Below are 26,684 nucleotides of genomic sequence, written 5' to 3' on the forward strand. Positions count from 1 at the left end.
GGGCGTACGTCATCACCTGTCACCCACTCCGGGTCACGGGAACAGGGTGACCTTCGAGGGAACCGTGTCCGTCCCCGACGTCGGCGCACCGGTGCTGTTGACCACGTGGGCGTACTGCCCCTTGCCGCCCAGCGAGATCACCAGCAGGTCGTGCATCTTGATGCCGCTCTTGACCGGCACCTGGAAGCCGTGGGCCTGCACGATCGTGGAGTCGGTCGTGAAGTTGCAGTAACTGCCCAGCCCCCACGCCTCGTGCTCGTTCACCGTGTCGGCGACCTTGTAGGCCGCGTACCCGACGATGCCGTCGTGGGTGACGGCGGCGGCGTTCGGCACGTCGTACGCCTTCTCGTTCTGGAAGAAGATCGTCCGGCCGCGCTCGCCGCTCCACAGCACGTCGTACTTGTTGAAGTGCTCGACGAACAGGCCGGTGGCCAGCACGTCGTCGCCGTTGACCTTGAGGCCGTAGTCGGCCCGGTTGGTGTCCCAGCCGACGCCGTCCCCGTGGTCGGCACGCCACAGCCAGGTGTGGTCGATGATGGCGTCGTCGCTGTTGACCACGACGGAGTTGGTGGCCAGCCCGGGGCCCGCCCCGCCGATCCGGACGAACACGTCCTGCATGGTGGTCGGGTTGGCGGAGTGGTCGGCGCTCGAACCGGCCGGGCCGATCTGGAGCAGGGTGTCGGAGTTGACCGACCCGGCGTCGATCAGGAAGCCGGCCAGCCGGACGCCGTCGACGTCCGCGACGTGCATCGCGTCGACGCCGTTGTCGGGCACCAGGGTGGCCAGTCCGAGACCGAGCACCACCGTGTTGGCACGGGTCACGTCGATGGTCCGGTCGAGGTGGTACACACCGGGCGTGAACAGCAGGTTGAGGCCCTGGGCGAGCGCCGCGTTGATGGTGGCGGCGGTGGCGCCGGCCTTGACGACGTAGAACTGGCTGAGCGGGAGCGAGGTGCCGCCCGCGTTGGCCGGCCAGGACACCCCGCGCGCGTTGGTGCGCTTGGCGGGCACGAACACCTTGTAGTCACTGCCGTCGAGGTACAGGAACGGCTTCTCCCGCGAGACCGGGGTGGTGTCCAGCGTGGTGTACGGGCCGCTGTCGAAGTTCGTGGCCGGGGCGCCCTGGACACCGGTGAAGGTCATGTTCCAGACGCCGTTGGTCCAGCCGCCGACCGAGCTGTCCCGGGTGTACCACTGCTGCTGCGAGTACGGGCCGACGGTGCCGTCGATCTTCGAGTCGGCGATGTAGCCGCCGGACGCCCAGCCGTAGCCGTTCGGGGCGAGGTTGAGGCCGCCCTGGACGTGGATGCGGCGGAACGGCGCGGCCTGCGCGACGGCCCAGCGGTCATCGCCGCTGACGGGCCTGAGCGCGAGGTTCTCCGCCGAACGCCAGAAGTTCTGCGTGGCGTTGCCGTTGAACCAGCCCGCGTCCACGGTGATGTCGCCGTTGATCTGGGTGTCGTCGGGGTTGAGGCCGAGGCCGGAGATCGAGGTGTAGAAGCCGAGTTGGGCGTTGATGCCGTTGTACGTCCCCGGCTTGAGCAGGAACTGGTAACGGCCGCTGCCGAACTGGTTGGACTCCTGCTGGGCGAAGACCTGGTCGAACTTCTGCTGGAGGTTGGGCGTCGAGGGGTCCACGACGATCACGTTCGGGCCCAGGTCGCCGCCGCCCTGGACGGGCGGGACGCTCCCGGAGCCGGTGTGCACGGCGACCTCCCACAGCGAGTAGCCGTACGGGGTCGCGCGGACCGTCCCGTTGACGCGCAGGTAGCGGCCCGAGCCGCTGACGTCGTAGGAGGCCGAGCCGCCGGTCGCGCCGGTCACGCTCTTCAGGGTGGTCCAGGTCTGGCCGTCCGTGGAGGCCTGGAGCTGGAACTCCTTGGCGTAGGCGGCCTCCCAGGTCAGATCGACCTTGCACAGGGTCTGCACCGAGCCGAGGTCGACCTGGAGCCACTGCGGGTCCGCGGCCTGGCTGGACCAGCGGGTACCGGCGTCACCGTCGAACGCGGCGGAGGCGGGAGTGCCCGCGTTCTCCGTCGAGGAGGCGGAGGACGGCCTGCCCTGCGCCGCGTTCGCCGTGGAACAGGTGCCGGGCTGGCTGGTGCCGGTGCTGCCGAAGACCTGGAACTCCCAGAGGGAGTAGCCCCATTGGGTCGCGCGGTGCACACCCAGCATCCGGACGTAGCGGCCCTGGCCGGTGACGTCGAGGGTGTCCGTGCCGCCGTCGCCGCCGGTGACGGACTTCAGGTCGGTCCAGGTGCTGCCGTCCGCGGAGATCTGGACCTTGTAGTCCTTGCCGTAGGCCGCCTCCCAGTTGAGGACGATCTGGGTGACCGAGGCCGTGGCGCCCAGGTCGACCCGGAGCCACTGGTCGTCGCTCGCGCCGGAGGACCAGCGGGTCGCGGTGTTGCCGTCCACGGCGTAGGCGGCGGGGGTGCCGGCGTTCTCGTCCGACGACGACGTCACCGCCTTGCCCTGGGACAGCGGCGTCTCCGCCGCGCTCGCCGGGGTGTGGGCGGGGAGGGTGACCAACGCTGCCGTGGCGGCGAGCGCGACACCCAGGGATCTGAGTCTGAGTCTCATGGATTGGCTTTCTGCGGGTGCGACAAAAATGGGGAACGCGCTTGATCGCACGTGAACGCACTGAACGCACTTGTGGGGCGCCTTAGTTCAGGATTTGATTTAAGTGGTGACGCAACACGGCGGCAAGACCCTGGAACGGAAAATCCCGAGCGGCGGACCACACGGGCACCCCGGTGTCACGCTCCGGGGTGCCCGTGACTACCCGCTGTCAGCCGACGCGCAGGGTGCGCCGGGCGAGTTCGAGCGCGGGAAGCATCGCCTTGTGCTCCTCGGTGTCCAGTCCGCCGAGGTGGAGGACGACCGGACCCTCGGGCGTGGCGACGGCGAGGGCGCTCTCCTGCTTCGGCTCGTCCAGGAACTCGCTGGAGTAGAGGTACTCCACCTGGACACCGTCGAGGCCGCCGGTCTTGAAGGGGCTGTACTTCACCTCGCTGACCTTGCCTTCGGCCGCGACGAAGGCCGCCAGGACGGAACGGATGGCGGCGTCGCCCGGCGGGCCGGTGAACACGCGCAGGAAACCGATGTTCCCGGCGGGCTTGGCGTCGATCTCGCACACGGCCGTGACCGGCCCCTGACGCAGCGCCAGATCGCCGAACTCCCCGCTGTCCGCAGCCGAGTTGTCGATCGCCTCGGCCTTCCAGTCGCGGACGGTGGCGAAGCTGACGGGCAGCGCGCAGGCCGATCCCGGGGCGCCGACGGTGGCACCGCTCGCGACGGCCGTCGCCGTGGCCCCGGCCGTGGCGGTCCGTGTCGACGCCCGCGCCGACGGCTTGGCGTCCGGCTCCGGATCCGCGTCCTGGCCGCACGCCGCCAACGCCGCCGTCAGCACCAGGAGCTGCGCCCATCCGTGCCGTCTGATCCCTGCCCCGACCTGCATGTATGTGTCTCCCCTCGATCCCGGTGGATCAGCGTAGCCGAGGGCGGGGCAGGCCAAAGGCGGGGCGGGCGCGGGCGGCGGCGTCCGGTCAGGGGCGGGCGGGCGACTCCCCGTCCACCCCCAGCCAGGTGGTGAGCGCCCACCACCAGTGCAGCGCGTGCACCGGCCCGGAACTCCCGGCGGGCGGCAGGTCGGCGAGCGATCCGCCGGTGATCTGCTGGAGCCGGCCGAGCCGGTAGCGCACGGTGTTGGGGTGGGTGAACAGCGCCGCCGCGGTCTGGTCGAGCCGACGGCCGCAGTCGAGGAACGTGAGTGCGGTGCGCGCGAGTTGACGGTGGAAGCCGTCCTCGGGGTCGAGCGCGCCGAGCAGGCGGCGGCTCAACTGGGCGCCCAGGAGCGGCTGGTCGGCCAGGGCGATCTCGGCGGCGAAGTCCGTGAGCTCGTACAGCCCGTGCCGTCCCCGTCGGCCCGCGAGATCCACGGCGCGTACGCACAACCCGTACAGGGCGCTCAGCCCGGCCGGGGGAGCGGCCGGTGCGACCATGACGAGAGCGCCCGGCGCCCATTCCCCGGCCGTCGGTGGACGAGGGCCGAGGCCCGCCAGGTGCCCGTCCAGCCGCGCCGTGACCGCGTGCGGGAAGCGGAGCGTGTGCGGGTGGGCCGGGGCGGCGGCGAAGCAGTGCAGCAGGCCCTCGGCGTTCGGCCGCACCCCGGCCCGAGCCAGGTCCTGCGGGTCCGGGACGATCCCGCCGACCAGCAACTGCCGCAGCAACCTGGCCCGGGAGGCGTCGGCCCCGTCCGGTGCCGCGCCCTCGGCTGCCCGGTAGCCGTGCACGACGTGCCGCTCCAGCGCGTCCCCGTACTCCTTCAGCCGCAGTACCACCGTGAGGAGCGTGCCGTCGGAGACGCCCGCCGAACGGCAGCGGTCCACGGTGATCTCCACCGCCCGGGTCAGCGCGGCCTGCACACCCCGCAGCACGGCGGTCACCGGCACTCCCTGACCGGCCCGGTCCGCGCCCAGCAGCAGGGCCGCGCTGAAGTCCTGCGCCTCGACGGCCTCGACCCCTTCGACCGACCCGACCCCCTCGAGCGTCTCGACGGCCGTGAACGAGCCGAGCGTCCCGGCCGGGTCGAGTGGCTGCGCCGCCTCGGCGCGGTCCAGCGCGGTGAACCAGGAGCCGGCCGCACGGACCATCGCCGTGACGTGCGAGCGGGTCTCCGCCTCGGCGAGCCTGGCCAGCGCCGGCGAGCGGGTGCGGGCCGCGCGGACCAGTTCGCCGCACACATCCGTGTCGGCGGCCATGGCCCGCAGGATCGCGGCGACCGGCTCGGGTCCGTGGACGACGGTCATGGGCACCCTCCCGTCCGGCCGCTGTCGCCGGGCCACAACGACGCGGTGGTCACGTTGACGCCCGGCCACTACCGCACTGTCGTGACGAGCTGGTTTCCTGTGGGCTACCGACGGTAACAGTGTGTTTCTCGCGGGAACAGCCTGCGCACCCCCGCGAACTCCCTCTCCTTCGAACCCAGTCGTGCGGCCGGTCGTGCGGCCGGTGGTCCCGTCGTGTCCCCCTACCCGCCGCGCACTGTCCCGTACCCCGCCGCCCCCCTCGTGCCGCCCGTCCGTCCCTCCTCGGAAGGCAGTCCATGGAGAACCCCGCAGCCCCCACCGGGATCACCCGCCGTCGCGCCCTGACCGTGACCGGCGGGGTGCTCGCCACCGCGGCCCTCGCCCAGACGGTCGCCGCCTTCCCCGCCGCCGCGGCGGCCCAGGACGCGGACGCGATCGTCGTCGGCCACGGCCTCGCCGGACTCGTCGCCACCGCCGAACTGGCCGCCGCGGGGCGCCGGGTGCTCCTCCTCGACCAGGAACCGGAGGCCTCGCTCGGCGGGCAGGCGTTCTGGTCCTTCGGCGGCCTGTTCTTCGTCGACTCCGACGAGCAGCGACTCATGGGCGTCAAGGACTCGCACGACCTCGCCTGGCAGGACTGGCTCGGCGCGGCCGGCTTCGACCGGGGCGTCGACGACCCGGCGGGCCAGGACTACTGGGCCTACAAGTGGGCCCAGGCGTATGTGGACTTCGCGTCCGGCGAGAAGCGCTCCTGGCTGTCCGGCCTGGGTGTGCAGTGGTTCCCGATCGTCGGCTGGGCGGAGCGGGGCGGCGGTCTCGCGGACGGGCACGGCAACTCGGTGCCGCGCTTCCACGTCACCTGGGGCACCGGGCCCGCCGTGGTCGAGCCGTTCGAGAAGAAGGTGCGGGCCGCGGTGGCCGCCGGCAAGGTCTCCTTCCGGTTCCGGCACCGGGTCGACGGCCTCGTCACCACGGGCGGCGCGGTCACCGGCGTACGCGGCGCGATCCTGGAACCGAGCAGCGCGGCCCGGGGCAAGCCCAGCTCCCGTACCGTCGTGGGCGACTTCGAACTGCACGCCCCGGTGGTGGTCGTGACCTCCGGCGGCATCGGCGCCAACCACGACCTGGTCCGGCAGAACTGGCCGGCCCGCCTGGGCGCCCCGCCGAAGACCATGATCACGGGTGTTCCCGCGCACGTCGACGGCCGGATGCTCGCGATCACCCAGGCGGCCGGCGGCCGGATCGTCAACCCCGACCGGATGTGGCACTACACCGAGGGGCTCAGGAACTACGCCCCGATCTGGCCGGACCACGGCATCCGCATCCTGCCCGGCCCGTCCTCGATGTGGTTCGACGCCACCGGCAAACGCTTCAGCGCGCCCGACGTCCCCGGGTACGACACCCTGCACACCCTCAAGTCGATCACCGGCTCGGGCTACGACTACTCCTGGTTCGTCACCACCCAGAAGATCATCGCCAAGGAGTTCGCGCTCTCCGGTTCCGAGCAGAACCCGGACCTCACCAACAAGAACGTCCTGCAGCTGCTGTCCCGGATCTGGCAGACCCCGGAACCGATCGAGAAGTTCAAGAACAACGGGGTCGACTTCGTGGTCGCCTCGACGCTGCCCGAACTCGTCGCCGGAATGAACAAGTTGACCGGGGACGGCCTCATCGACCTGGCCGACCTCAAACGGCAGATCGACGCCCGGGACCGGGAGATCGACAACCCTTACACCAAGGACGTCCAGGTGATGGGCATCCGCAACGCGCTCAACTATCCCGGCGACTCACTCAGCCGTACCGCCCCGATCCACAAGATCCTGGACAGCAGCGCGGGACCACTGATCGCCGTGCGCCTCAACATCCTCACCCGCAAGACCCTCGGCGGTCTCCAGACCGACCTCTCCGGCCGCGTCCTCGACCAGACCGGGTCCCCCGTCCCCGGTCTGTACGCGGCCGGAGAGGTCGCCGGCTTCGGCGGCGGCGGAGTGCACGGTTACCGCTCCCTGGAGGGCACCTTCCTGGGCGGTTGTCTGTTCTCCGGCCGGCAGGCGGGACGCGCGGCGGCGGCAGCCACCGCGACCTGAGCCGTCCCGCCCGCGGGCCGGACCCCGGGATCCGTGCGGCACGGGCCCTCGCGGGCCCCGCGGCACGGCCCTAGGACTGGCCGCCGAACGCCTTGAGCAGGTGTTCGGCGGCCAGTGTGGCCGTCAACTCCCCGTCCCTGACCTGCTGTTCCAGCGCAGGCGCCAGTTCGCGTACGGCCGGGTCGGCGTGCAGCCGGCCCAGCAGTTCGTCCCGGACCATCGACCAGGTCCAGTCGACCTGCTGGTCCCGGCGCTTCGCGGCCAGCCGCCCGGTCGAGTCGAGCAGCGTACGGTGCTGCTCCAGCCGCTCCCAGACGGTCTCCAGACCGGTCGACTCCCGCGCGCTGCAACTGAGCACCGGCGGCGCCCAGGCCGCGTCCCTGCCGTGCATCAGCCGCAGCGCGCCCGCCAACTCCCGCGCGGCCGCCTGGGCGTCGCGCTGGTGCGGGCCGTCCGCCTTGTTCACGGCGATCACGTCGGCCAGCTCAAGGACGCCCTTCTTGATGCCCTGGAGCTGGTCACCGGTGCGCGCCAGCGTGAGCAGCAGGAAGGAGTCGACCATGTTGGCGACGGTCGTCTCGGACTGGCCGACGCCGACCGTCTCCACCAGCACGACGTCGTAGCCCGCCGCCTCCATCACCACGATCGACTCGCGCGTGGCCTTGGCGACCCCGCCGAGCGTCCCGGCCGTGGGGGAGGGGCGGACGAAGGCCGCCGGGTCCACGGCCAGCCGCTCCATCCGGGTCTTGTCGCCCAGGATCGAACCGCCCGTCCGGGTGGAGGAGGGGTCGACGGCGAGCACCGCGACCCGGTGCCCGAGCGAGGTCAGCAGGGTGCCGAACGCGTCGATGAACGTGGACTTGCCCACGCCCGGCACACCGCTGACGCCGATCCGCCGCGCCCGGCCGCTGTGCGGCAGCAGCGCGGTCAGCAACTCCTGCGCGAGCGACCGGTGCTGCGGCCGGGTGGACTCGACGAGCGTGATGGCGCGCGCGACGATCGCACGCTTCCCGTCGAGCACACCCTTCACATAGGTGTCGAGATCGATCGCCATGGGTTCAGCGGCCGTGCCCGAGATCGGCGGCCAGCCGCTGCACCAGGTCGTACGCCGCGTCCGGGATCACCGTCCCGGGCGGGAACACCGCCGCCGCGCCCATCTCCAGCAGCGTCGGGACGTCCTGCGGCGGAATCACCCCGCCGACCACGATCATGATGTCCTCGCGCCCCTCCGCGGCCAGCTCCTCCTTCAGCGCCGGTACGAGGGTGAGGTGCCCGGCGGCCAGCGACGACACCCCGACGATGTGCACGTCCGCCTCGACGGCCTGACGGGCCACCTCGGCCGGGGTCTGGAACAGCGGGCCGACGTCCACGTCGAAGCCGAGGTCGGCGAACGCGGTGGCGATCACCTTCTGGCCGCGGTCGTGCCCGTCCTGGCCCATCTTGGCCACCAGGATGCGCGGACGGCGGCCCTCGGACTCCTCGAAGGTGTCCACCAGGGCACGGGTGCGGTCGACCGACGGGGACTCGCCTGCTTCGTTGCGGTACACGCCGGAGATCGTACGGATCTGGCTCGAGTGCCGCCCGTACACCTTCTCCAGGGCGTCCGAGATCTCGCCCACGGTGGCCTTGGCGCGCGCCGCGCGCACCGCCAGCTCCAGCAGGTTGCCCTCGCCGTCCGCGGCCCGGGTCAGCGCGTCCAGCGCGTCCCGGCACGCGGTCTCGTCCCGCTCCGCCCGCAGCCGCCGCAGCTTCTCGATCTGCTGCGCGCGCACCGAGGAGTTGTCGACCTTCAGGACCTCGATCTGCTCGTCGCTGTCCACCCGGTACTTGTTGACGCCGATCACCGGCTGCCGGCCGGAGTCGATCCGGGCCTGGGTGCGGGCCGCGGCCTCCTCCACGCGCAGCTTCGGGATGCCCGCGTCGATGGCCTGCGCCATGCCGCCCGCCTGCTCGACCTCCTGGATGTGCTGCCAGGCCCGGCGGGCGAGGTCGTACGTCAGCTTCTCGACGTACGCGCTGCCGCCCCACGGGTCGATGGCCCGGGTCGTGCCGGACTCCTGCTGGATCAGCAGCTGGGTGTTGCGGGCGATGCGCGCCGAGAAGTCGGTGGGCAGCGCGAGCGCCTCGTCGAGGGCGTTGGTGTGCAGCGACTGGGTGTGCCCCTGGGTCGCCGCCATCGCCTCGACGCAGGTGCGCGTGACGTTGTTGAACACGTCCTGCGCGGTCAGCGACCAGCCGGAGGTCTGCGAATGGGTGCGCAGGGAAAGCGACTTGGCGTTCTGCGGGTCGAACTGCCGGACCAGCTTGGCCCACAGCAACCGGGCCGCCCGCAACTTGGCGATCTCCATGAAGAAGTTCATGCCGATCGCCCAGAAGAAGGACAGCCGCGGCGCGAACGCGTCCACGTCGAGGCCCGCCTCCCGCCCGGCCCGGATGTACTCCACGCCGTCCGCGAGGGTGTACGCCAGTTCCAGGTCGGCCGTCGCGCCCGCCTCCTGGATGTGGTACCCGGAGATGGAGATGGAGTTGTAGCGCGGCATCCGCTGCGAGGTGAAGGCGAAGATGTCGGAGATGATCCGCATCGACGGCTTCGGCGGGTAGATGTAGGTGTTGCGGACCATGAACTCCTTGAGGATGTCGTTCTGGATGGTCCCCGCCAGCTTCTCCGCCGGCACCCCCTGCTCCTCGGCCGCCACGATGTACAGCGCGAGGATCGGCAGCACGGCGCCGTTCATCGTCATCGACACGGACATCCTGTCCAGCGGGATGCCGTCGAACAGCTGGCGCATGTCGTAGATCGAGTCGATGGCCACGCCCGCCATGCCGACGTCACCGGTCACCCGCGGGTGGTCGCTGTCGTAGCCGCGGTGCGTGGGCAGGTCGAAGGCGACCGACAGGCCCTTCTGGCCGGCCGCCAGGTTGCGCCGGTAGAAGGCGTTGGACTCCTCCGCGGTGGAGAAGCCCGCGTACTGGCGGATGGTCCAGGGCTGGTTGACGTACATCGTCGGGTACGGCCCGCGCAGATACGGAGCCATGCCCGGGTACGTCCCCAGGAAGTCCAGGCCCTCCAGGTCACGCCCGGTGTACAGGGGCTTGACCCCGATGCCTTCCGGCGTCTCCCACAGCAGGTCGTCCCCGCCGGCGGCGGTCTTGAGGGCTTCGTGCCAGGCCTCGGCGCCGCCGTCGACGGTCGGGCTGCCCAGTTCGATCCCGGAGAAGTCGGGGATTCCCATCAGGACACTCCCATGCGGTCGAGGGTCGCGGACAGCACGGCCACGGCGTCGCAGCCCGCGAAGACGTACGAGTCGACACCCGGGTACTGCCCGGGACGGCCGGCGAGGAACACCTGCGAGGCACCCGCGGACCTGAGCTCCTCGGCCACGGCCGCCGCCTGCTCCTCGTACAGCGCGTCGCTGGAGCAGAGGCAGACCTCGGTGGCGCCGCTGTCCGCGAAGGCGCCCTCGGTGACGGGCTCGATGCCGCCCGCCTGGAAGAGGTTGGCCGCGAACGTCGTGCGCGCGGTGTGGGCCGCGGCGGGCCCGATCGCGGCGAGGAAGACCCGTGGCCGGGAGCCGGTGGCGGCGAGATGGGCGTCGGAGCGGGCGCGCAGCTCCTCGTACGCCTCGTCGCGCCGCACCCGCGGCAGACCGCCGGACGGCCGCTCGGGCGCCGGCGGACGCTCCACCGGGCGCTCGGCGAGGTACGGGAACTCGCTGACGCCGGTGATCGGTTCGCGGCGCTTGGCGAGCCGGGTGCTGCGGTCCGCCCAGGTGGCGGCGAGCTCCTCGGGCAGCCGGCCGGAGCGCAGGGCGGCGGCCTGGCCGCCCAGGCCCTCGATCCACTGGAAGAACTCCCAGCCCGCTTGGGCGAGTTCGTCCGTCAGCCGCTCCACGTACCAGGAGCCGCCCGCCGGGTCGATGACCCGGGCCAGGTGCGACTCCTCGACCAGGATGGTGGACGTGTTGCGGGCGATGCGCCGGGCGAACGCGTCCGGCAGCCCGAGCGAGTCGTCGAAGGGCAGCACGGTCACGGAGTCGGCGCCGCCGACGCCCGCGGCGAGCGTGGCGACCGTGGTGCGCAGCATGTTCACCCACGGGTCGCGGCGCGACATCATCACCGGCGACGACACGGCGTGCTGCACCTGGGCGCCCGCGCCCGGCGTGCCGCACGCCTCGGCGACCCGCGCCCACAGCCGGCGCGCGGCCCGCAGCTTGGCGATGGTCAGGAACTGGTCGGCGGTGGCCGCGTAACGGAACTCCAGCTGCGCGCAGGCCTGTTCGACGCTCAGTCCGGCATCGGCCAGCGCGCGCAGATACGCGACGCCGGTGGCGAGCGAGCAGCCGAGTTCCTGCGCGGCCGAGCCGCCGGCCTCGTGGTACGGCAGCGCGTCCACGGTCAGCGCCCGCAGCCCCGGGTACTCCTCGGCGCACAGCCGCGCGAGTCCGGCCACGCCGGGCAGCGACTGCTCTTCGCCGGTACGGGCCTCGTGGCCGAGCGGGTCGGCGCCCAGGGTGCCGCGCGCCGCCTCCTTGGCGACGCCGCGCTCGTCGTACAGGCGCAGCAGCTCGCGGGCGGCGGACTCGACCGAGCTGCCCGCGTCGAGGGCGACCGGGGCCAGGTCGAGCAGGACCCCTTCGAGCGCGGAGTCGAGCGACGCCACGGGGATGCCTCCGTCGCCGACGACGAGCCACAGCGAGGTGACGCCGTTCTCCAGGTCGGTGAGGACGGCGGCGTTGTCCGCCGTCGTGTGCCGCTGGCGTACGTCCCAGCCGCCGGTGGTGTTCCCTTCGGCTCGGGCCCCGCGCACGAACGGCGCGAACCCCGGGAAGCCGGGGTCCGGCGCGGCGTCGCGCGCGGTGTAGAGGGGCCGGGTGAGCAACCCGTCCTCGAGGGCGGTGGACAGGGTGTCCTCGGCTTCGTCGCCCGAGACCTCCTTGCCCGACTTTCGCAGGACACCCGCCACCAGGCGTTGCCACTGCTCATGCGTCGCGTCAGGGAACTCGGCGGCCAGCGGGAGCCCGTCGTCAGGCAGGACCGTCATGCTCGGATGCTAGGCCAGATCGACAAGGGAGCAGCAGAGGGCACGGCTGTGACCTTGCACTCTGTCGCAATGTGACCTGCCTCTCCCGCGTGGCCCGCGCGGGCCCGTGCCCGCGCGCGAGCCCTTCTTGCCCTGAGGTGGAATGCGGTGGTCTGTCATGGTTCTCCACGGGTCCGGCAGGACCGGCTTTCGGCCCGTCCCGCGAGCCGCGCGCGGCGGTCCCGGCGGGGAGTGGCCGGTGTGGCCCGAATCCGACTTTCCACTACTCCCAGTAACATGATGATCTTGGCGCTCGGATGTGCCATCCGGCCAACCGGCGCCCTTAAAGGGGCATCACCCCCATTCGGAGAAATCGCATGACTACGCAGAGTGACGCCGTGGACCAGGCGCGCGCCAACTACGAGCAGCACACCGGGACCTGCCGACAGTGCTACGTCGACACCACGCCGTGCCCCGTGTCCAAGCACCTCCTGCGCATCTACAACAACGCGCGCAGGACCCAGGCCGGCACCGCCCGACGCTGAGCGCGGCCCGCCCGCTACGGCACTAGTGCCACAGCGGGATGCTGACCACCCGGTCGTAGCCCTCCGGCCTGTCGCCGGGGAAGACGAGGTTCATCTGGGTGAACTGGACGACGCGGGGGTTCATCTTCCACGTGTGCGGACGCTCCAGCAGCACGATGACGGGATACGAGTGGAACTTGCCGGCCGCGCAGTACGGCTCGCAGTCGTTGACCGCGTTGTATCCCGTGCCCACCGCGTCGTTGGCGTCCCAGTGCGACCAGTGCAGGGCGGCCAGACGGCTGTTGCCGTCACCGCAGGCGAGGATGAACTCGCTCGGGCGCACCTCCGGTTCCGACAGGCAGCCGAGCAGTACGGGTACGACGGAAGCCCTGGCGGCCCGGCTCGCCGGGTGACTGTCGGAGGTCGCCGCGGCGGGGGCTGCGGAGGTCGTTCCCAAAGCTGTGACCAGGGTCGCGGCCGCCCAGAGTGTGACCGTAGTCCTCCATGTGTGTCCGCGCATGTCGTGCTCCCCGCCGCCTGTTGCCTGTTGCCTGCCGTGTCCCGACGGGATCCGAATCGACGCCCCGTCGGTATCTGTATCGACGCTACGACTGTCTCAGGTGTTGCACCACTCGGACGCGATTGCCGCGCTTCTATAGCTCGATGTGACGAATTTCGGTGTTCGGGGTGGCGCGGCGTCCCTGAACCGCCGCGCCACCGGGGCGCCGCTCCTTCCGGCTGGTTTCGGGGGTCAGCCTGTGGTGCAGGTGACGGTGGGCCAGGTCCAGTTGCCGTTGGTCTGGATGGTGACGCCGAAGTTGTTGCCGTTGCCGTTGGGTTTGGCGGTGAGGACTTGTGCGCTGGGGTAGGCGGCGGTGATGTTCCAGGTGGAGAGGATCTTCGCGGGGGAGGGGACGTTCATGGTGACGGTCCAGTTGGTGGCGCCGGTGACCGCGACGTTGAGGTTGTAGCGGTCGCTCCACTGCTGTCCCGCGGAGAGCGTCGCGGCGCAGCCGCTGTTCCCTCCCCCGCCACCGCCGGTGCCGCCACCGCCGGTGCCGCCGCCGTCGGGGGCCACGGCACGCCCCGTCTGCGGAGAGATCATGCCGGCGCACAGGCCGCGGGCGGCCAGTCCCTGTGCGATGCGCGGGATCGCCGCGATCGTGTTGGCCGGCCAGTCGTGCATGAGGATGATCTGGCCGTTGGTGAGCCGTCCGGCGGCCTGCACGATCGCGTCGGTGCTCGCGCCGTTCCAGTCCTGCGAGTCGACGTCCCAGATGATCTCGGTGAGTCCGTACTTGGCCTCGACCGTCCTCACCGTCGCGTCGGTCTCTCCGTAGGGCGGCCGGAACAGCCGTGGCGTGCCGCCGCCGGCGGCCGAGACGGCCTGCTGGGTCCGGGAGATCTCCGAGTCGATCTGTGCCTGGCTCTGCTGGGTCAGATGCGGATGGGTGTAGCTGTGGTTGCCCACCCACATACCCGCGTCGACCTGCGCCCGTACCTGGGCGGGGTTGGACGCGGCGTACTGGCCCTCGTTGAACATGGTGGCCCGCAGTCCGTTCTGCCGGAGCGCGTTCAGCAGGCTCGGCGTACTGCTTGACGGGCCGTCGTCGAAGGTGAGTCCGACATAACCGTTGCAGGTGGCGGCCCGGGACGGGCCGGCCGAGAGGGCGAGGGTGCCCGTGGCGGCCGTGGTGACGACGGCCAGCGCGGCGGTCAGGGAACGTAACGCGGGAAGTGGTCCGTTGGACATACGGCGTGCTCCTCCAGTCTCGGTGGTCACGGGGTCAGCCTGTGGTGCAGGTGACGGTGGGCCAGGTCCAGTTGCCGTTGGTCTGGATGGTGACGCCGAAGTTGTTGCCGTTGCCGTTGGGTTTGGCGGTGAGGACTTGTGCGCTGGGGTAGGCGGCGGTGATGTTCCAGGTGGAGAGGATCTTCGCGGGGGAGGGGACGTTCATGGTGACGGTCCAGTTGGTGGCGCCGGTGACCGCGACGTTGAGGTTGTAGCGGTCGTTCCACTGCTGTCCCGCGGAGAGCGTCGCGGCGCAGCCGCTGTTCCCTCCCCCGCCACCGCCGGTGCCGCCGCCGCCCGAACCGCCCTCGCTCACGGTGATGTTGGAGTTGCCGCTGCTCTGGTAGCCCTCGGTCGCCATGATCATGTAGTTGAAGCTGCCCATGGGCATGCCCTTGGCGGCCCATGCGTCGAAGTGGTTGCCGGTGGTGATGGTGCCCCCGGTCCGCTTCGACTGCCGGACGCTCCAGTACTGCTCGAACGTCCTGGTGCCCTCGATGGAGGGCTGGTTGACGCGCGTGGTCTCGTAGATGTCGTACGTGCCGCCGTCGGTGGTGACGGTGCCCTTGAACGTGCCCGTGGGCCGGTAGGTGCCCCAGTTGTCGACGACGTAGTACTCGACGAGCGGGTTCTGCGTCCAGCCGTAGAGGGCCAGGTAGGCGTTGCCGGACGGGTTGAAGCTGCCCGAGTAGTTCACGGACTTGCGTCCGCCGGTGCTCCAGCCCTTGCCGCCGACGAAGTTTCCGACATTGCTCCACTGGTAGGCGTAGTTGCCCCCGGAGCCCAGGGTCATGGACACCGAGCCGCCGCCGTCGCTCCAGTGCGAGTAGTAGTAGCCGTTGTTGGTGCCGGTCTGGTTCGAGGTGATGACCGTGTCGGCCTGGGCGGTGCCGGGCAGCGTCAGGGCGGCCAGGGCGACCAGCAGCATGGTGCAGACGCCGCTGACGAGCAGCCTGAACCGGCTCGGTGCCCCGGAGCGGCCGCCGCCGCGGTCCGACGGGTGTGCGGGTGCGTCGATCATGTGTGTTTCCTCCTCGTCCTCGTGAGGTCGGTGGGGGTCGGGCGGCACAGTTTTGATCTGACCCCGTCAACTGTCAATAGTTTCGGATGCTAGCTCGAAACATTCGGAATCGGGGAAGGGGAGTGGTGGTGGAGTTTTGCCTGTTCGGCGGACTCCTCGGGCCGTCGTGTGGTCGTGTTCGATGTGTATGATTGAAGGGGTGTGAAATTCCAAGATCGCGGCCTGGGGTAATTTCTCGAATGTTTCGAAGGAATTCCGAACCGTGGGCGGCCAGCCGATGATCTTTCGGTCTGCGGCTTTCGCTACGAAAGGGCTAATATGTGACCGGAGTGATCAATGCCTCACAAGGGACCTATGGGTGACGCCCGCGAACTGTTGGCCAGACTTGGGTCACTGACCGCCCAGGCCCGCGAGCGCGCCGAACTTCAGCGCTCCCAGGTCGAGCTGGCGATCGCCCTGCAACGGGGCATGCTGCCCGGGGAACTGCCGACCGCCCCCGGCGTCCGCGTGGCCGCCCGCTATGTGCCCGCCTGTTACGGCCTCAACGTGGGCGGTGACTGGTACGACGCGTTCGCGCTGACCGACGGGGCCATCGGGCTGTCCATCGGTGACGTGCAGGGCCACAACATCGAAGCCGCCGCCTTCATGGGTCAGGTGAGGGTCGCCCTGCGGGCCCTGGCCTCGGTGACGAGCGAACCGGGGGAACTGCTGGCCCGGACGAACGACCTGCTCCTGTCGCTCGGCACCGATCTCTTCGTCACCTGTACGTTCCTACGGCTCGACCCGGCCACCGGGGTGCTGGAGAGCGCGCGGGCGGGGCACGTGCCCTGCGTCTGGGCCACCGCGGACGGACGGTCCGGCATCACCAGGGACGAGGGCGGGCCACCGCTGGGCGTCCAGGAGGGGGCGGTGTACCCGACGACCCGCTCCCGGTTCACCACGGGCGGAGTGTTCGTCCTGCTCACGGACGGCGTGGTGGAGGGACCCTCGCTGGCGGTCGACGAAGGGCTCGAACTCGTCGTACGACTGGCCGGCGCCGCCGCCGTCGCCGGTGTGGAGGCGGAGTCGCTCGCCGCGGGCCTGATCAGGTTCTCGGATCTCGTGGGGCACGACGACGACGCCGCCGTGCTGGTCCTGCGCCACGACGGGCCCGGCATCCGGCTGTAAGACGGATCCCGCATGCCCCGCATGCCCGGCGGCGTCCGGCCCGCGCTCGATCCGGCCGGGACCCATCCCGGGATCCATCCCGGGACCCCCCGGGGCCTCTCGCCTCGCCGAAGCGGCGGAGCCGGTGTCTCATGGCTGCTGTGGTGCGTATCCGGGAGCTGAGCGGCCCTGTCGTCACCGGCGTGCAGGTGCTGGCTGTCGCCGCCTGCTACTTCGCGGCAGCACGGCTGGGACTCCTGCGGCAGTACGTCATCGACGGAGCGGTCTTCACCCCCATCTGGCCGCCCACAGGGATCGCCGTCGCCGCTCTGCTGATCCTCGGCCTGCGCTGCTGGCCGGGGATCGCCCTCGGCGCGTTCCTCGCGGTGCTGTCCATCGCCCCGCTGCGGCCCACGGTCGTCGGCAGTGTGGTCGGCAACACCGCCGCCCCCGTCTGCTCGTATCTCCTGCTGCGCCAGGTGGGCTTCCGCAACGATCTCAGCCGCCTGCGCGACGGTGTCGCACTGGTGTTCCTGGGCGCCCTCGGCAGCACGCTGATCAGTGCGACCGTCGGCGTCGGGGTCATCGTCTTCAGAGGAGGGCTCCCGGCGGAAGACTTCTGGACGGCCTGGCCGGCCTGGTGGGTGGGTGACGCGATGGGCGTCCTGATCGTCGCCCCGCTGCTGCTCGCGCTGCACGAGGCGCGCTGGCCCCCGCGCATGTCGCGGTGGAAGGAGGCGCTGGGGATGGCCCTCGTCGCCTGCGTCCTCGTTCCGCTCGCCACCCACAGCTCCCTCAGCATGCTGTTTCTCGTCTACCCGCTGCTGATTTGGGCGGCGCTGCGGTTCCAGCTCGTGGGCAGCATGCTGTGTGCGCTGTTCGCCTCCGTCCTGGCCACCGTCGCGGCGACCGACCAGGTCGGTCCCTTCGTCGGACTGTCCCCTACGGAGCTGATGTTCAAGCTCCAGGCTTTCAACGGTGGCATGGCCCTGACCGCGCTGCTCCTTTCCTCGGTGATCACCGAGCAGCTCAACACCAGACGCTCCGTGGAACTGGCCTGCCAGGAACTGGCCGAGGTTCTCGAACACCTCACGGCGAACGAGTCCCGTCGTGAGCGGCCGCAGGAGGAGAAGGAACGGGGGGAGGGGCAAGGGGAGGAAGAGGGGGAGGGTGACGACGGGGGACGGCAGAGCGCGCCGTGACCGTCGCGCAGGTCGGGTGTACGTGGTGCGTCACTCGCGGACGGCGCGGCGCGGCGTAGGCGGTCCGCGCCCGCCCGTGTCCGGCGTGTCCGGCGTGTCCGTGTCCGGCGTGTCCGGCGTGTCCGTGTCCGGCGTGTCCGCCCTTCTGGGTTCGGTCAACTCTCTTGCTCGGCAAGGGAGTTCCGCGCTTGTTCGAAACTACGAACCTGCTCCCGGCCGGGTTACCGTCGCGCGTCGCATCTGATAGTAAACCTTCCTGTCAGTGCAATCAGGTACGGACCAACTCCACCCCCCACCTTCAATCGGAGTCCCCGTGAAGCACATAACCTCCGGGACGGCGGGCCTCACCGTCGCTTCCCGCCGCACGGCCCTCGCTCTGGTCGGCGCCCTGGCGGCGGCCCCGCTGCTCGGTTCCCCCGGGGCCGCCGCGAGCCCCGTGACCACCGCCGCCCCGGGCCTCGACGACCCGGCGAAGAAGGAGATCGCCATGCGGCTGGTGTCGAGCGCGGAGAACTCCTCGCTCGACTGGAAGGCGCAGTACAAGTACATCGAGGACATCGGCGACGGCCGCGGCTACACCGCGGGCATCATCGGGTTCTGCTCCGGCACCGGCGACATGCTCGACCTCGTCCAGCTCTACGCCGACCGCAGGCCCGGCAACGTCCTCGCCCGGTACCTCCCGGCGCTGCGCGCGGTGAACGGCACCGACTCGCACGACGGACTCGACCCGTCGTTCCCCGGCGACTGGCGCAGGGCCGCCCAGGACTCCCGCTTCCAGCAGGCGCAGGACGACGAGCGCGACCGGGTGTACTTCGACCCGGCGGTCCGGCAGGGCAAGGCCGACGGACTGCGCGCCCTGGGCCAGTTCACCTACTACGACGCCATCGTGATGCACGGCGACGGCGACGACCCCACCTCTTTCCGCAGCATCCGCAGGCGGGCCCTGGGCCGGGCGAAGCCGCCCGCGCAGGGCGGCGACGAGACGGCGTACCTGAACGCCTTCCTGGACGCGCGGGTGTGGGCCATGCGGCAGGAGGAGGCGCACAGCGACACCAGCCGGGTCGACACCGAACAGCGTGTCTTCCTGCGCAAGGGCAACCTCGACCTCGACCCGCCGCTGGACTGGAAGGTGTACGGCGACAGTTACCACATCGGCTGAACGTCCGAGCGAGTGACCCAACTCCCGGACGAGCGCCCCGCCGACCGCGGTCGGCGGGGCGCTCACGGATAACCCTCCCCGGCCCGGTACCCAGTTGACTCGTGCCGACCTCTGGTCCCGGCGACGTACCGACCGGTATACAAACCGAGTCGAACGCGCGAACACCGCAACGGCGCGGTGTGGCACGCCGACCTGGAACCTGGGGGAGTGCTCCATGAAGCAGTACGGCAGTCCGGCCGCGACAGCCCCGCGCCACCGCCGCGTCACCGCCCTGGGAGCGGCGCTCGGCGTCTGCGCCCTCGGCCTGGCCTCGGCCGCGCCGGCCACGGCCGCACCGGCCACGGGCGACGGACGGCACACCGGCCACGGTACGCGGTACGTGGCGCTCGGCGACTCCTACACCTCGGGACCGCTCATCCCCCGGCAGGTGGACGCCAACTGTGCCCGCTCGGACCACAACTACCCCTCACTCGTCGCGGCGGCGCGCAAGGCGACCGCGTTCAAGGACGTGAGCTGTGCCGGCGCGACGACCGAGAACATGTGGAAGGCCCAGGGGGCGAACGGCCCGCAACTGGACGCGGTGCAGCGCGACACCGACCTCGTGACGGTGCAGATCGGCGGCAACGACGTCGGCTTCGGTTCCATCATCGCCACCTGCGCCCGGCTCGGCGCGACGGACGTGACCGGCAACCCGTGCCAGCGCTACTACGCCTCCACCGGCACCGACCAGTTGACGCTCAACATCCTCGACACCATGCCCAAGGTCGCCGCCGTGCTGCGCGCGGTGCACACCAGGGCGCCGCACGCCCGGGTGCTCCTCGTCGGCTACCCGGACCTGCTGCCGGACGACGGCAGCGGCTGCTACCCCTCGGTGCCGTTCGCGGCGAAGGACTTCCCCTACCTGCGGGACACCGGCAAGCGTCTCAACCTGATGCTGCGTCTGGTGGCCCTGCTCAACCGCGCCGAGTACGTGGACACCTACGGGCCCACGGTCGGCCACGACATGTGCAAGGCGCCGGCGGACCGTTGGATCGAGCCGCTCCAGCCGGCGTCCCCGGCCGCCCCCGCCCACCCCAACGCCAAGGGGGAGGAAGTCATGGCGCGTGCGGTGACCGCGGTCCTCGACCCGGGCCACGGGCACCGCTGACCGGTGCGGTCGCCGCGGCCCGCCGGGGCGGCGACGGACGCCGGAGCCGGAGTCGGCGGCCGGGACGTGCATGACCGCCGGTTCTGGCAGTATCGGCCCATGACGATCCGTACCCGTACCGACCGTTCGTGGGGTTCGCTCTGGTCGAAGGGCTCGGTGCTCTCCATCGGGTCGGTGAACTCGGTTCTCTCCGTCGGCTCCGCGGGCAGTGCCCTGTCCGTGGGGTCGATCGGCAGCGTGCTGTCGGTCGGCTCCCTCGGCTCCGCCGTCAGCGTGGCCTCCGCCGGTTCCTGGCTCAGCACTGGATCCGCGCTGTCCGCCGCGTCCTCCTGGTCGGTCCTGTCCTGGCGCTCCGACGGCGCGACGGTCGCGGCGAGGACCGTGGCGATGGCGGGGATCCTGGCGGTGGCGGGGATCCTGGCGGTGGCCGCCGGCGGCACGGTCCTGCTGGCACGCACCGCCCGGCCGGGCGGCCGACCCGGCATTCGCCCCGGCTCCGGGCCCCGGCTCCGACCGGGCTCCGGCTCCGTGTAGACACGCGTGCCGCGAGGCTCAGGCGGAGTCCTCCCCGGACTCCTCCGGCGCCGCGGCGGGCTCCTGGGCGTCGGGCGCGGAGTAGTACACGGACGTGCCCTGCTTGGTGCGCTGGGCGTGGCTCCTGGCCACCAGTCCTTCGAGCGTCGTGCGGACGACGGTCGTCTTGACGGAGCGCTCGGGGTGCTGCTGCCCCAGCGTGGTGGCGATCTCGGCGGCGGAGCGCGGTTCGCGCTGCTCGGCCAGGTGTGCGCGGACGATGTCGACGAGGGTGCGCTGGGTCGGCTCCGAGGCCTGCGTCTCGGGCGCCGCGTTCCTGCGGGCCGACTTGGTGCCCTTGGCGCGGCTCGGGGAGCTCTTGCGCGCCTCCCGCGTCCGCCGGCCGGTGCCCGTCGCGTCGGCCGTCTTCTTGCGCGGCGCCGGTACCACCGCCGTGGTGTCGGCCTCGGGCTCGACCGCCGGCTCTGCCTCCGCCGTGACCGGCTCCACTGTGCCGCCGAGGACCTGACGGAGGTTCACCAGGACGGTGTGGTCCTGCTGGATCGAGGTCAACTGCTCCTGCAGCGAGGCGATTTCACCGGCGAGCCGTTCCTGCTCCTTGACGTTGCGCTCCAGGTCGGCGGCCACCTGGGTGGCGTACTGCGACGTCAGTCCGGTTGTGCCCGTAGTGGTTTCGGACATGCTGTTCACACCTCTTTCATGGGCCCTCCGGCCCCGGGAACGGCAAGCCGTGGGCGTATGCAGAACCAAATATGCCTGCTCTTGGGGCTGGTGCCGTAAGAGTAGTGGCAATTACGGCCGCACAGCCGGTAGTAGAGATAGTAGAGAACGCGACCGCGTGTCGTGCCCGCCTCGCATGTCCGGGAATCGCCTCGACGCACTCGGGTCACCCCTGTCACATCACCTGACTTCGTCATTGACAGTCAGCAGGCCCCACAGCTAACTTCGCAGCACGAAGCCAGAGAGGAAGGCAGTGCGCCGTGGGACGGACACGTACGTACGAGTGGGACGACCCCGCCGCGACCGCGGCCGCCGCCGCGCGCGACTCCGGGCTCGACTTCCTGCGGGCCATGCAGGCCGGCCGGCTGCCGGGGCCGCCCATCCTCGCCACCCTGGACTTCTCGCTCGACGAGGTGGAGCCGGGACGGGTGGTGTTCTCGTTGACCCCGGGCGAGGAGCACTACAACCTGATCGGCAGCGTCCACGGCGGTGTCTTCGCCACTCTGCTCGACTCGGCGGCGGGCTGCGCCGTCCATTCCACGCTGCCGCACGGCACGGCGTACACGTCCCTCGACCTGACCGTGAAGTTCCTGCGGCGGATCACGGTGGACACCGGCCGGGTGCGCGCGGTCGGCAGGGTCGTGCACGGCGGACGCCGGACCGCGCTGGCCGAGGCCACGCTGATCGACGCGTCGGACCGCCTGCTCGCCCACGCCACCAGCAGCTGCATGCTCTTCCCGGTGTCCGACCCGCAGGCCTGAGGGCGGGCCCGCGGCGCCGGGCGCGCACGGCGGAGCGCGACTCGGGTTACCCGGCGGCGTGGCGTTGACGGTACCGGGCGGTCGCGCGGCGAGGATGGCAGCCGGTACGGGTGCGGACGGCTGCCGCGTCCGCCGCGGAGACTCGGCTCGGAGGCGGATGTGACGGTGCGTCGGGTCGGCTTGGTCGTCCACGGTGGGCGCACGGCGGCCATGGACGCCGCACGGACCGTCCGCGCGTGGTGCGACGAGCACGACGTGCAGTGCACGGACATCGACGTGTGGCGGGACGGCGGGCGCCACAGCGCCCAGGAGGAAGTGGAGGCCGCGGGAGACCCCGACCTCATCGTCACCCTGGGCGGGGACGGGACCTTCCTGCGCGGTGCCCGGCTGGCCGCCGAGCACGACGCCCTCGTACTGGGCGTCGACCTCGGGCGGGTGGGCTTCCTGACGGAGGTTCCCGTCACCGTGGTGCGGGCGGCGCTGGACGCCGTGCGGGAGGAGCGGCTGACGGTCGAGAACAGGATGCTGCTCACCCTGCGCGCCTCGCGCACGCTGGAGGTGCCCTCCGGCATGCAGGAGCTGATGCGCTACGGCCGTGGCCCGATGCTGCCGCCGCCACGCGTGCGTACCGACTGCGAGGCCGGTGACGACTGGGGCATCGCGCTGAACGTCGCGGCGCTCAACGACGTCGTCGTGGAGAAACTGGCGAGGGACCGGCAGGTGTCGGTCGGCGTCTACATCGCCGGCCGGCTGCTGGCTTCCTACTCGGCGGACGCGCTGCTGGTGGCGACCCCGACCGGCTCGACGGCCTACAGCTTCGCCGCCGGCGGTCCCGTGGTCTCGCCCCGCGCCGAGGGTCTCGTGTTCACGCCCGTCGCCCCGCACATGGCGTTCAACCGGTCGGTCGTGGCCGCGCCCGACGAACCCATCGCCCTGCGCGTGCTCGAACGGTCCGGTCAGGCCGCGGTCAGCATCGACGGCCAGTTGCGGGGCGTGCTCGACCCGGGGGACTGGATCGGCGTGTACGCGGCACCGCACCGGCTGCGGGCCGTGCGGCTGGGGCCGATGGACTTCTACGGCCGGCTGCGTGAGCGCATGAACCTCACCGACGCCCCGGCCGCGGTGGCCGACGGAACCCCCGCCCCGCTCTGGCCGGTGACCTCCCCGCCGCCGGGGGACCTCGCCCACCTGGCCCTGCCTCCCGCCCCCGGGGAGCCGGCTGCGGCCCCGTGCCCGCCGGCCGCTCCCGGTCCGCGTGACCCTTCGGGCGCGTGACCGTGCGGTCCGTGACGAGGAGCGCGGTGGACAGATCCCTCAGAACGGCCGCCCGCATGACTTGTTGATGTCTCAACAGGGAAATTTTCAACGAGACCGTAGTCGCGGCGAAATGACCTTCGTATTGTCATGCCCATGCGGCTCGACGGGCGGGTCGCATGTGCATGGAGGTGTGGAATGCTGCGCCGAAGACTTGCCACCGCTCTCGCCGGCTCGACCCTGGCCCTGGTCGCCGTCGTCGCCACCGCGACGTCCGCCGGCGCCGTCCCGGCCGACAAGCCCCAGGTCCTGTCGAACTGGACACAGACCACCGCGTCGAGCTACGGCCTCTGGGCCGCCGCCCGCGCGAACCAGTCCGCCTGGTCCGCCTACGCGTTCGACTGGTCCACCGACTACTGCTCCTCCTCCCCGGACAACCCGTTCGGCTTCCCCTTCAGCATGTCCTGCGCCCGGCACGACTTCGGTTACCGCAACTACAAGGCCGCGGGAACCTTCAGCGCCAACAAGTCCCGTCTGGACAGCGCCCTCTACGAAGACCTCAAGCGGGTCTGCGCCGCCTACGGCGGTGCCACGAAGACCGCCTGCGACAGTACGGCGTGGACCTACTACCAGGCGGTCAAGGCTCTCGGCTGAACGACGGCCCGGGCGGTCGAGGGCCCGGGCCGCCGCATCGAGGGTCCGTCCCGGCCGCGAGGCCGCCGACCCTGACGGCGAACGAGTGCGGGGTGTCGAACGAAAGGCGCCCCGCGCTCCGACGGCTTTGCCTTTCCTTTACAACCTGCGCTTCGGTCGACTCGTCTCTCTGCGCGATCCGAAACCCAGCCCGCCGGACCCCTCCGGCCGGGCGGACCGACGAGAGAGAACGACTCATGCGCCGAACTGTCCTCAGTACCTTGGCACTTGCGAGCACGGCCGTACTGGCGAGCACCGTGCCCGCGTTCGCCGACGGGCGAAGCCCGAGCCCGGTCCCCAGCTCCCCCGTGACCGTGGACGCCACCCCCAGTGCCGCCCCGAGCGCCGTCGCGAGCGCCGCCCCGCGTCCGGCGCCCACCACCGCGCCGACCCGGGCCGCGACGCCGGGCCAGGTCAGCCGCGTCCCGAACGGAGCCCCCGACACCGGTGTGACGTCGGCGTCCACCTCGTCCGGCGACGAGGGCGCGGTGATCGGCGGCGCCGCCGCTGCGCTCGCCCTGGCCGGCGGGACGGTGCTCGTCGTGCGTCGCCGGCGGGCGAACGGGGCATGACCCCGCTCTCCAGGCGTGCGTTCGCGACCGCGGCGCTGACGGCGTTGCTCGCGGGCTGCGCCGGGCCCGACACGGACCGCGGCACGGCAGCACACCCGACGGCCACGCAACCGCCCGCGCGGATGTCGGCGCGGGCGGCCACGGCGGCGCCGCTCGGGCGCTCGGTCCCGGTCGGGCTGCGGATCCCGGCCATCGGGGTCGACACCCCGGTCATGCAACTGGGGCTGGCCGCGGACGGCACGGTGCAGGTGCCCCCGGTCACGGCGCACGACCGTGCGGGCTGGTACCGGTACTCGCCGACACCGGGCCAGGTCGGCCCGTCGGTGATCCTCGCCCATGTCACGGTCGGCGCCTACGGCGACGGGGTCTTCCGCCACCTGGCGGACCTGCGCCGCGGCGACCGGATCGAGGCACGCCTGGAGAACGGCAGGACGGCGGAGTTCACCGTCGAGTCCGTACGGACGGTCGCCAAGGCGGACTTCCCGGCGGACCAGGTCTACGGGGACGTGGACCGGCCCGAGCTGCGGCTGATCACCTGTGGTGGCGCCCGTACCGGTGACGGTTACCTCGACAACGTGATCGTCTTCGCCGCGCTGAGCGCCACGAGTCCCTGACCGGCCCGTCCGGCCCGTCCGGACTCCGGTTCACGGTCCCCGGTTCCCGGACCGTGGACCGCGGATCCCGGACCGGTGGAACGCACACCACCGGTCCGGGATCCTCCTGCACGAGCCACCCGACCCGGGCCGTACGGTCGCAGGTCCGGCCGGACGCCCCCGGACCACGACCTTCCGTGCCCAGGGCCCCGAACCCCGACAGCCACGACAGCCACGACAGCCACGACCATGGAGAGCGTTGAAACGGACCCGCGACAAGGCAGCTTCCGAGCTGTTCGCCGCCGTCTACCCGCGTCTCGCCGGCTGGTGCCGCCGCCTCGTCGACGACGACGGGACCGCCCACGAGATCGCCTCGGAGGCGTTCACCCGCCTCTGGGCCCGCTGGACGTCCGTGGAGGAGCCCCGCGGCTTCCTCTACGTCACCGCCGCCAACCTCGTCCGCGACCACTGGCGCAAGGTGGAGCGCGAACGCAGAGCCGTACGCCGAGTCACCTCCGAAGTCGCCGTCCGGCCGCACGACGAGCAGGCGGACCCCTCGGTACGGCTGCTCGTGCAGGCCCTGCCGGAGCGACTGCGCGTGCCCATCCTGCTGCACTACTACGCTGACATGCCGGTCCGGGAGGTGGCCGCACTGACCGGACGCAAGGAGGGAACCGTCAAGGCCGACCTGCACGCGGCCCGCGAACTGCTCCGCGCCCACCTGAGGAGAAGCCTTGATCACAGCCTCTGACGAGGGTCCGGACCTCGACCCCGACGACCCGCTCGCCGTCATCCTGCGGCCCGCCCCCGAGTACCTCGGACCGCCCCCCGGCCGGTACGAGGCGATCCGCCGCAGCGCCGGCCGCCGTCGACTGCTGCGGGCGGCCGCCGGGGTCGGTCTGACCTGCGTCGCCGCGGTCCTCGTCGCGCTGCCGCTGCACCTGAGCACGCCCGAGGCGCCCGTGTCCCCGGTCGTGCCGATGGCGCCGCCGCCCGCGGGCCGCCCCACCGCCGCGCCCGGTGTCACGGCGACGCCCGCGCCGGTCACCCCGCACGCCTCCCAGCAAGCCTCCCCGACCGCCTCCCCGACCGTGGGGGACCGGGTCTCCGTCACGCCCACCACCCGTGACGTCCCGGCGAACCCTCGGGCGGCCGTTCCCAGTCCGTCACGCGCCGGACGCTGAGCCGGGCGACGGCAGGTCCCGGCCCGGGGCCTGCCGTGCACGGCCCGTCGGCGAACGGGCTGTCGTCGGTGGGCCGGACGCCTACCGCCCGGCTGCGTCCACCGCACGCAAGGGGCACCCGGTGTCCATACGCTCCGTCAGTTCGGCGCGCAGGGCGGCGAGTTCGGTCATCCGGGCGTCGACGATCCGGATCTTCTCCGCGAACAGCGCGGACAGTGCCGCCGTGCTGTCCGGGGCCTCGCCGAGTTCCACGAAGTGCCGTGCGATCTCCGCCAGTGTGAACCCGAGCGCCTGCGCGGTACGGACGTACCGGAGCCAGGGAACGGCTTCCGGCGGGAAGTCGCGGTATCCGTTGGGCAGTCGACGGCTCTCGACGAGACCGATCCGCTCGTAGAACCGGACGGTGTCCTTCGTCAGGCCCGTACGTTCGGCCAACTCCCCGATGCGCATGGCCCTTTGTCCTG

The 26,684-nt window shown here is 71.5% G+C and carries 25 protein-coding genes; 14 read left to right on the forward strand and 11 right to left on the reverse strand.

What is annotated here, in order from left to right:
- Positions 1 to 33: 33 nt before the first annotated feature.
- The 3 genes from ACWC24_RS30300 to ACWC24_RS30310 form a co-directional block, all read right to left on the reverse strand.
- Positions 34 to 2,583, reverse strand: a complete 2,550-nt coding sequence (locus ACWC24_RS30300) for a discoidin domain-containing protein (protein WP_450666072.1) — start codon at positions 2,581 to 2,583, stop codon at positions 34 to 36.
- A 208-nt stretch (positions 2,584 to 2,791) separates the two neighbouring features.
- Complete coding sequence (locus ACWC24_RS30305; RefSeq protein ID WP_450666073.1) at positions 2,792 to 3,460, reverse strand: lipoprotein; 669 nt, start codon at positions 3,458 to 3,460, stop codon at positions 2,792 to 2,794.
- A gap of 88 nt (positions 3,461 to 3,548) precedes the next feature.
- Positions 3,549 to 4,811 carry a PucR family transcriptional regulator gene (locus tag ACWC24_RS30310; protein ID WP_450666074.1) on the reverse strand — a complete coding sequence of 421 codons (1,263 nt, stop codon included), beginning with the start codon at positions 4,809 to 4,811 and terminating at the stop codon, positions 3,549 to 3,551.
- A 296-nt stretch (positions 4,812 to 5,107) separates the two neighbouring features.
- Here ACWC24_RS30310 and ACWC24_RS30315 point away from each other — a divergent pair, with 296 nt between their 5' ends.
- Positions 5,108 to 6,898: an FAD-binding dehydrogenase gene (locus ACWC24_RS30315; protein WP_450666075.1), complete on the forward strand. Its 1,791-nt coding sequence runs from the start codon at positions 5,108 to 5,110 to the stop codon at positions 6,896 to 6,898.
- 70 nt (positions 6,899 to 6,968) lie between these two features.
- On the opposite strand, the gene meaB is transcribed toward ACWC24_RS30315, so the two are convergent.
- The 3 genes from meaB to ACWC24_RS30330 are packed head-to-tail and all read right to left on the reverse strand — an operon-like array spanning position 6,969 to position 11,939.
- Positions 6,969 to 7,952 (reverse strand): methylmalonyl Co-A mutase-associated GTPase MeaB, encoded by a 984-nt coding sequence (gene meaB / locus ACWC24_RS30320; protein ID WP_450666076.1) that lies wholly within the window; start codon positions 7,950 to 7,952, stop codon positions 6,969 to 6,971.
- Between the two features lie 4 nt (positions 7,953 to 7,956).
- On the reverse strand, positions 7,957 to 10,131 hold the full coding sequence (gene scpA / locus ACWC24_RS30325; protein WP_450666077.1) for a methylmalonyl-CoA mutase: 2,175 nt from the start codon (positions 10,129 to 10,131) through the stop codon (positions 7,957 to 7,959).
- On the reverse strand, positions 10,131 to 11,939 hold the full coding sequence (locus ACWC24_RS30330; protein ID WP_450666078.1) for a methylmalonyl-CoA mutase family protein: 1,809 nt from the start codon (positions 11,937 to 11,939) through the stop codon (positions 10,131 to 10,133). Before ACWC24_RS30330 ends, scpA begins: the two co-directional genes overlap by 1 nt.
- Before the next feature lie 356 nt (positions 11,940 to 12,295).
- On the opposite strand from ACWC24_RS30330, the gene ACWC24_RS30335 reads away from it, so the two are divergent.
- The gene (locus tag ACWC24_RS30335) at positions 12,296 to 12,463 is read left to right on the forward strand and encodes a hypothetical protein (RefSeq protein WP_450666079.1); all 168 of its coding nucleotides are present in this window, start codon (positions 12,296 to 12,298) and stop codon (positions 12,461 to 12,463) included.
- A gap of 22 nt (positions 12,464 to 12,485) precedes the next feature.
- Here the strand turns inward: ACWC24_RS30335 and ACWC24_RS30340 are convergent, their stop codons facing one another.
- The 3 genes from ACWC24_RS30340 to ACWC24_RS30350 all read right to left on the reverse strand — a co-directional run bounded on the left by ACWC24_RS30340 (position 12,486) and on the right by ACWC24_RS30350 (position 15,255).
- On the reverse strand, positions 12,486 to 12,899 hold the full coding sequence (locus ACWC24_RS30340; protein WP_450666080.1) for a hypothetical protein: 414 nt from the start codon (positions 12,897 to 12,899) through the stop codon (positions 12,486 to 12,488).
- A gap of 294 nt (positions 12,900 to 13,193) precedes the next feature.
- Positions 13,194 to 14,195 (reverse strand): polysaccharide deacetylase family protein, encoded by a 1,002-nt coding sequence (locus tag ACWC24_RS30345; RefSeq protein ID WP_450666081.1) that lies wholly within the window; start codon positions 14,193 to 14,195, stop codon positions 13,194 to 13,196.
- 34 nt (positions 14,196 to 14,229) lie between these two features.
- Entirely contained in the window at positions 14,230 to 15,255 is a 1,026-nt protein-coding gene (locus ACWC24_RS30350) for a glycoside hydrolase family 11 protein (RefSeq protein WP_450666082.1), read from the reverse strand.
- A gap of 336 nt (positions 15,256 to 15,591) precedes the next feature.
- Between ACWC24_RS30350 and ACWC24_RS30355 the strand changes: the two genes are divergently transcribed.
- The 5 genes from ACWC24_RS30355 to ACWC24_RS30375 all read left to right on the forward strand — a co-directional run bounded on the left by ACWC24_RS30355 (position 15,592) and on the right by ACWC24_RS30375 (position 20,443).
- Entirely contained in the window at positions 15,592 to 16,422 is an 831-nt protein-coding gene (locus ACWC24_RS30355) for a PP2C family protein-serine/threonine phosphatase (RefSeq protein ID WP_450666083.1), read from the forward strand.
- A 131-nt stretch (positions 16,423 to 16,553) separates the two neighbouring features.
- A complete protein-coding gene (locus ACWC24_RS30360; protein ID WP_450666084.1) occupies positions 16,554 to 17,603 on the forward strand; it encodes an MASE1 domain-containing protein in 1,050 nt (349 codons plus the stop codon).
- A gap of 313 nt (positions 17,604 to 17,916) precedes the next feature.
- Positions 17,917 to 18,762, forward strand: a complete 846-nt coding sequence (locus ACWC24_RS30365; protein ID WP_450666085.1) for a chitosanase — start codon at positions 17,917 to 17,919, stop codon at positions 18,760 to 18,762.
- Positions 18,763 to 18,976: 214 nt separating this feature from the next.
- Positions 18,977 to 19,909, forward strand: a complete 933-nt coding sequence (locus tag ACWC24_RS30370) for an SGNH/GDSL hydrolase family protein (protein WP_450666086.1) — start codon at positions 18,977 to 18,979, stop codon at positions 19,907 to 19,909.
- A gap of 99 nt (positions 19,910 to 20,008) precedes the next feature.
- Positions 20,009 to 20,443 carry a hypothetical protein gene (locus ACWC24_RS30375; RefSeq protein WP_450666087.1) on the forward strand — a complete coding sequence of 145 codons (435 nt, stop codon included), beginning with the start codon at positions 20,009 to 20,011 and terminating at the stop codon, positions 20,441 to 20,443.
- 18 nt (positions 20,444 to 20,461) lie between these two features.
- Here ACWC24_RS30375 and ACWC24_RS30380 read toward each other — a convergent pair whose 3' ends face one another.
- Entirely contained in the window at positions 20,462 to 21,124 is a 663-nt protein-coding gene (locus ACWC24_RS30380) for a hypothetical protein (protein WP_450666088.1), read from the reverse strand.
- A gap of 299 nt (positions 21,125 to 21,423) precedes the next feature.
- Between ACWC24_RS30380 and ACWC24_RS30385 the strand changes: the two genes are divergently transcribed.
- The 7 genes from ACWC24_RS30385 to ACWC24_RS30415 all read left to right on the forward strand — a co-directional run bounded on the left by ACWC24_RS30385 (position 21,424) and on the right by ACWC24_RS30415 (position 26,220).
- Entirely contained in the window at positions 21,424 to 21,924 is a 501-nt protein-coding gene (locus ACWC24_RS30385; protein WP_450666089.1) for a PaaI family thioesterase, read from the forward strand.
- Positions 21,925 to 22,083: 159 nt separating this feature from the next.
- Positions 22,084 to 23,199, forward strand: coding sequence for an NAD(+)/NADH kinase (locus ACWC24_RS30390; RefSeq protein ID WP_450666090.1), 1,116 nt, complete (start codon positions 22,084 to 22,086; stop codon positions 23,197 to 23,199).
- Positions 23,200 to 23,379: 180 nt separating this feature from the next.
- Positions 23,380 to 23,832, forward strand: coding sequence for a phospholipase (locus ACWC24_RS30395; RefSeq protein ID WP_450666130.1), 453 nt, complete (start codon positions 23,380 to 23,382; stop codon positions 23,830 to 23,832).
- 236 nt (positions 23,833 to 24,068) lie between these two features.
- Entirely contained in the window at positions 24,069 to 24,443 is a 375-nt protein-coding gene (locus ACWC24_RS30400; RefSeq protein ID WP_450666091.1) for a sortase-dependent protein, read from the forward strand.
- On the forward strand, positions 24,440 to 25,057 hold the full coding sequence (locus ACWC24_RS30405) for a class F sortase (protein WP_450666092.1): 618 nt from the start codon (positions 24,440 to 24,442) through the stop codon (positions 25,055 to 25,057). The genes ACWC24_RS30400 and ACWC24_RS30405 overlap by 4 nt, the downstream gene beginning before the upstream one ends.
- 238 nt (positions 25,058 to 25,295) lie before the next feature.
- Positions 25,296 to 25,787 carry an RNA polymerase sigma factor gene (locus ACWC24_RS30410; protein WP_450666093.1) on the forward strand — a complete coding sequence of 164 codons (492 nt, stop codon included), beginning with the start codon at positions 25,296 to 25,298 and terminating at the stop codon, positions 25,785 to 25,787.
- Positions 25,771 to 26,220, forward strand: a complete 450-nt coding sequence (locus ACWC24_RS30415; protein WP_450666094.1) for a hypothetical protein — start codon at positions 25,771 to 25,773, stop codon at positions 26,218 to 26,220. Before ACWC24_RS30410 ends, ACWC24_RS30415 begins: the two co-directional genes overlap by 17 nt.
- Positions 26,221 to 26,301: 81 nt before the next feature.
- On the opposite strand, the gene ACWC24_RS30420 is transcribed toward ACWC24_RS30415, so the two are convergent.
- Positions 26,302 to 26,670 carry a MerR family transcriptional regulator gene (locus ACWC24_RS30420; RefSeq protein WP_450666095.1) on the reverse strand — a complete coding sequence of 123 codons (369 nt, stop codon included), beginning with the start codon at positions 26,668 to 26,670 and terminating at the stop codon, positions 26,302 to 26,304.
- Positions 26,671 to 26,684 lie beyond the last annotated feature (14 nt).

The sequence above is a fragment of the Streptomyces sp. NPDC001443 genome, assembly GCF_053597355.1.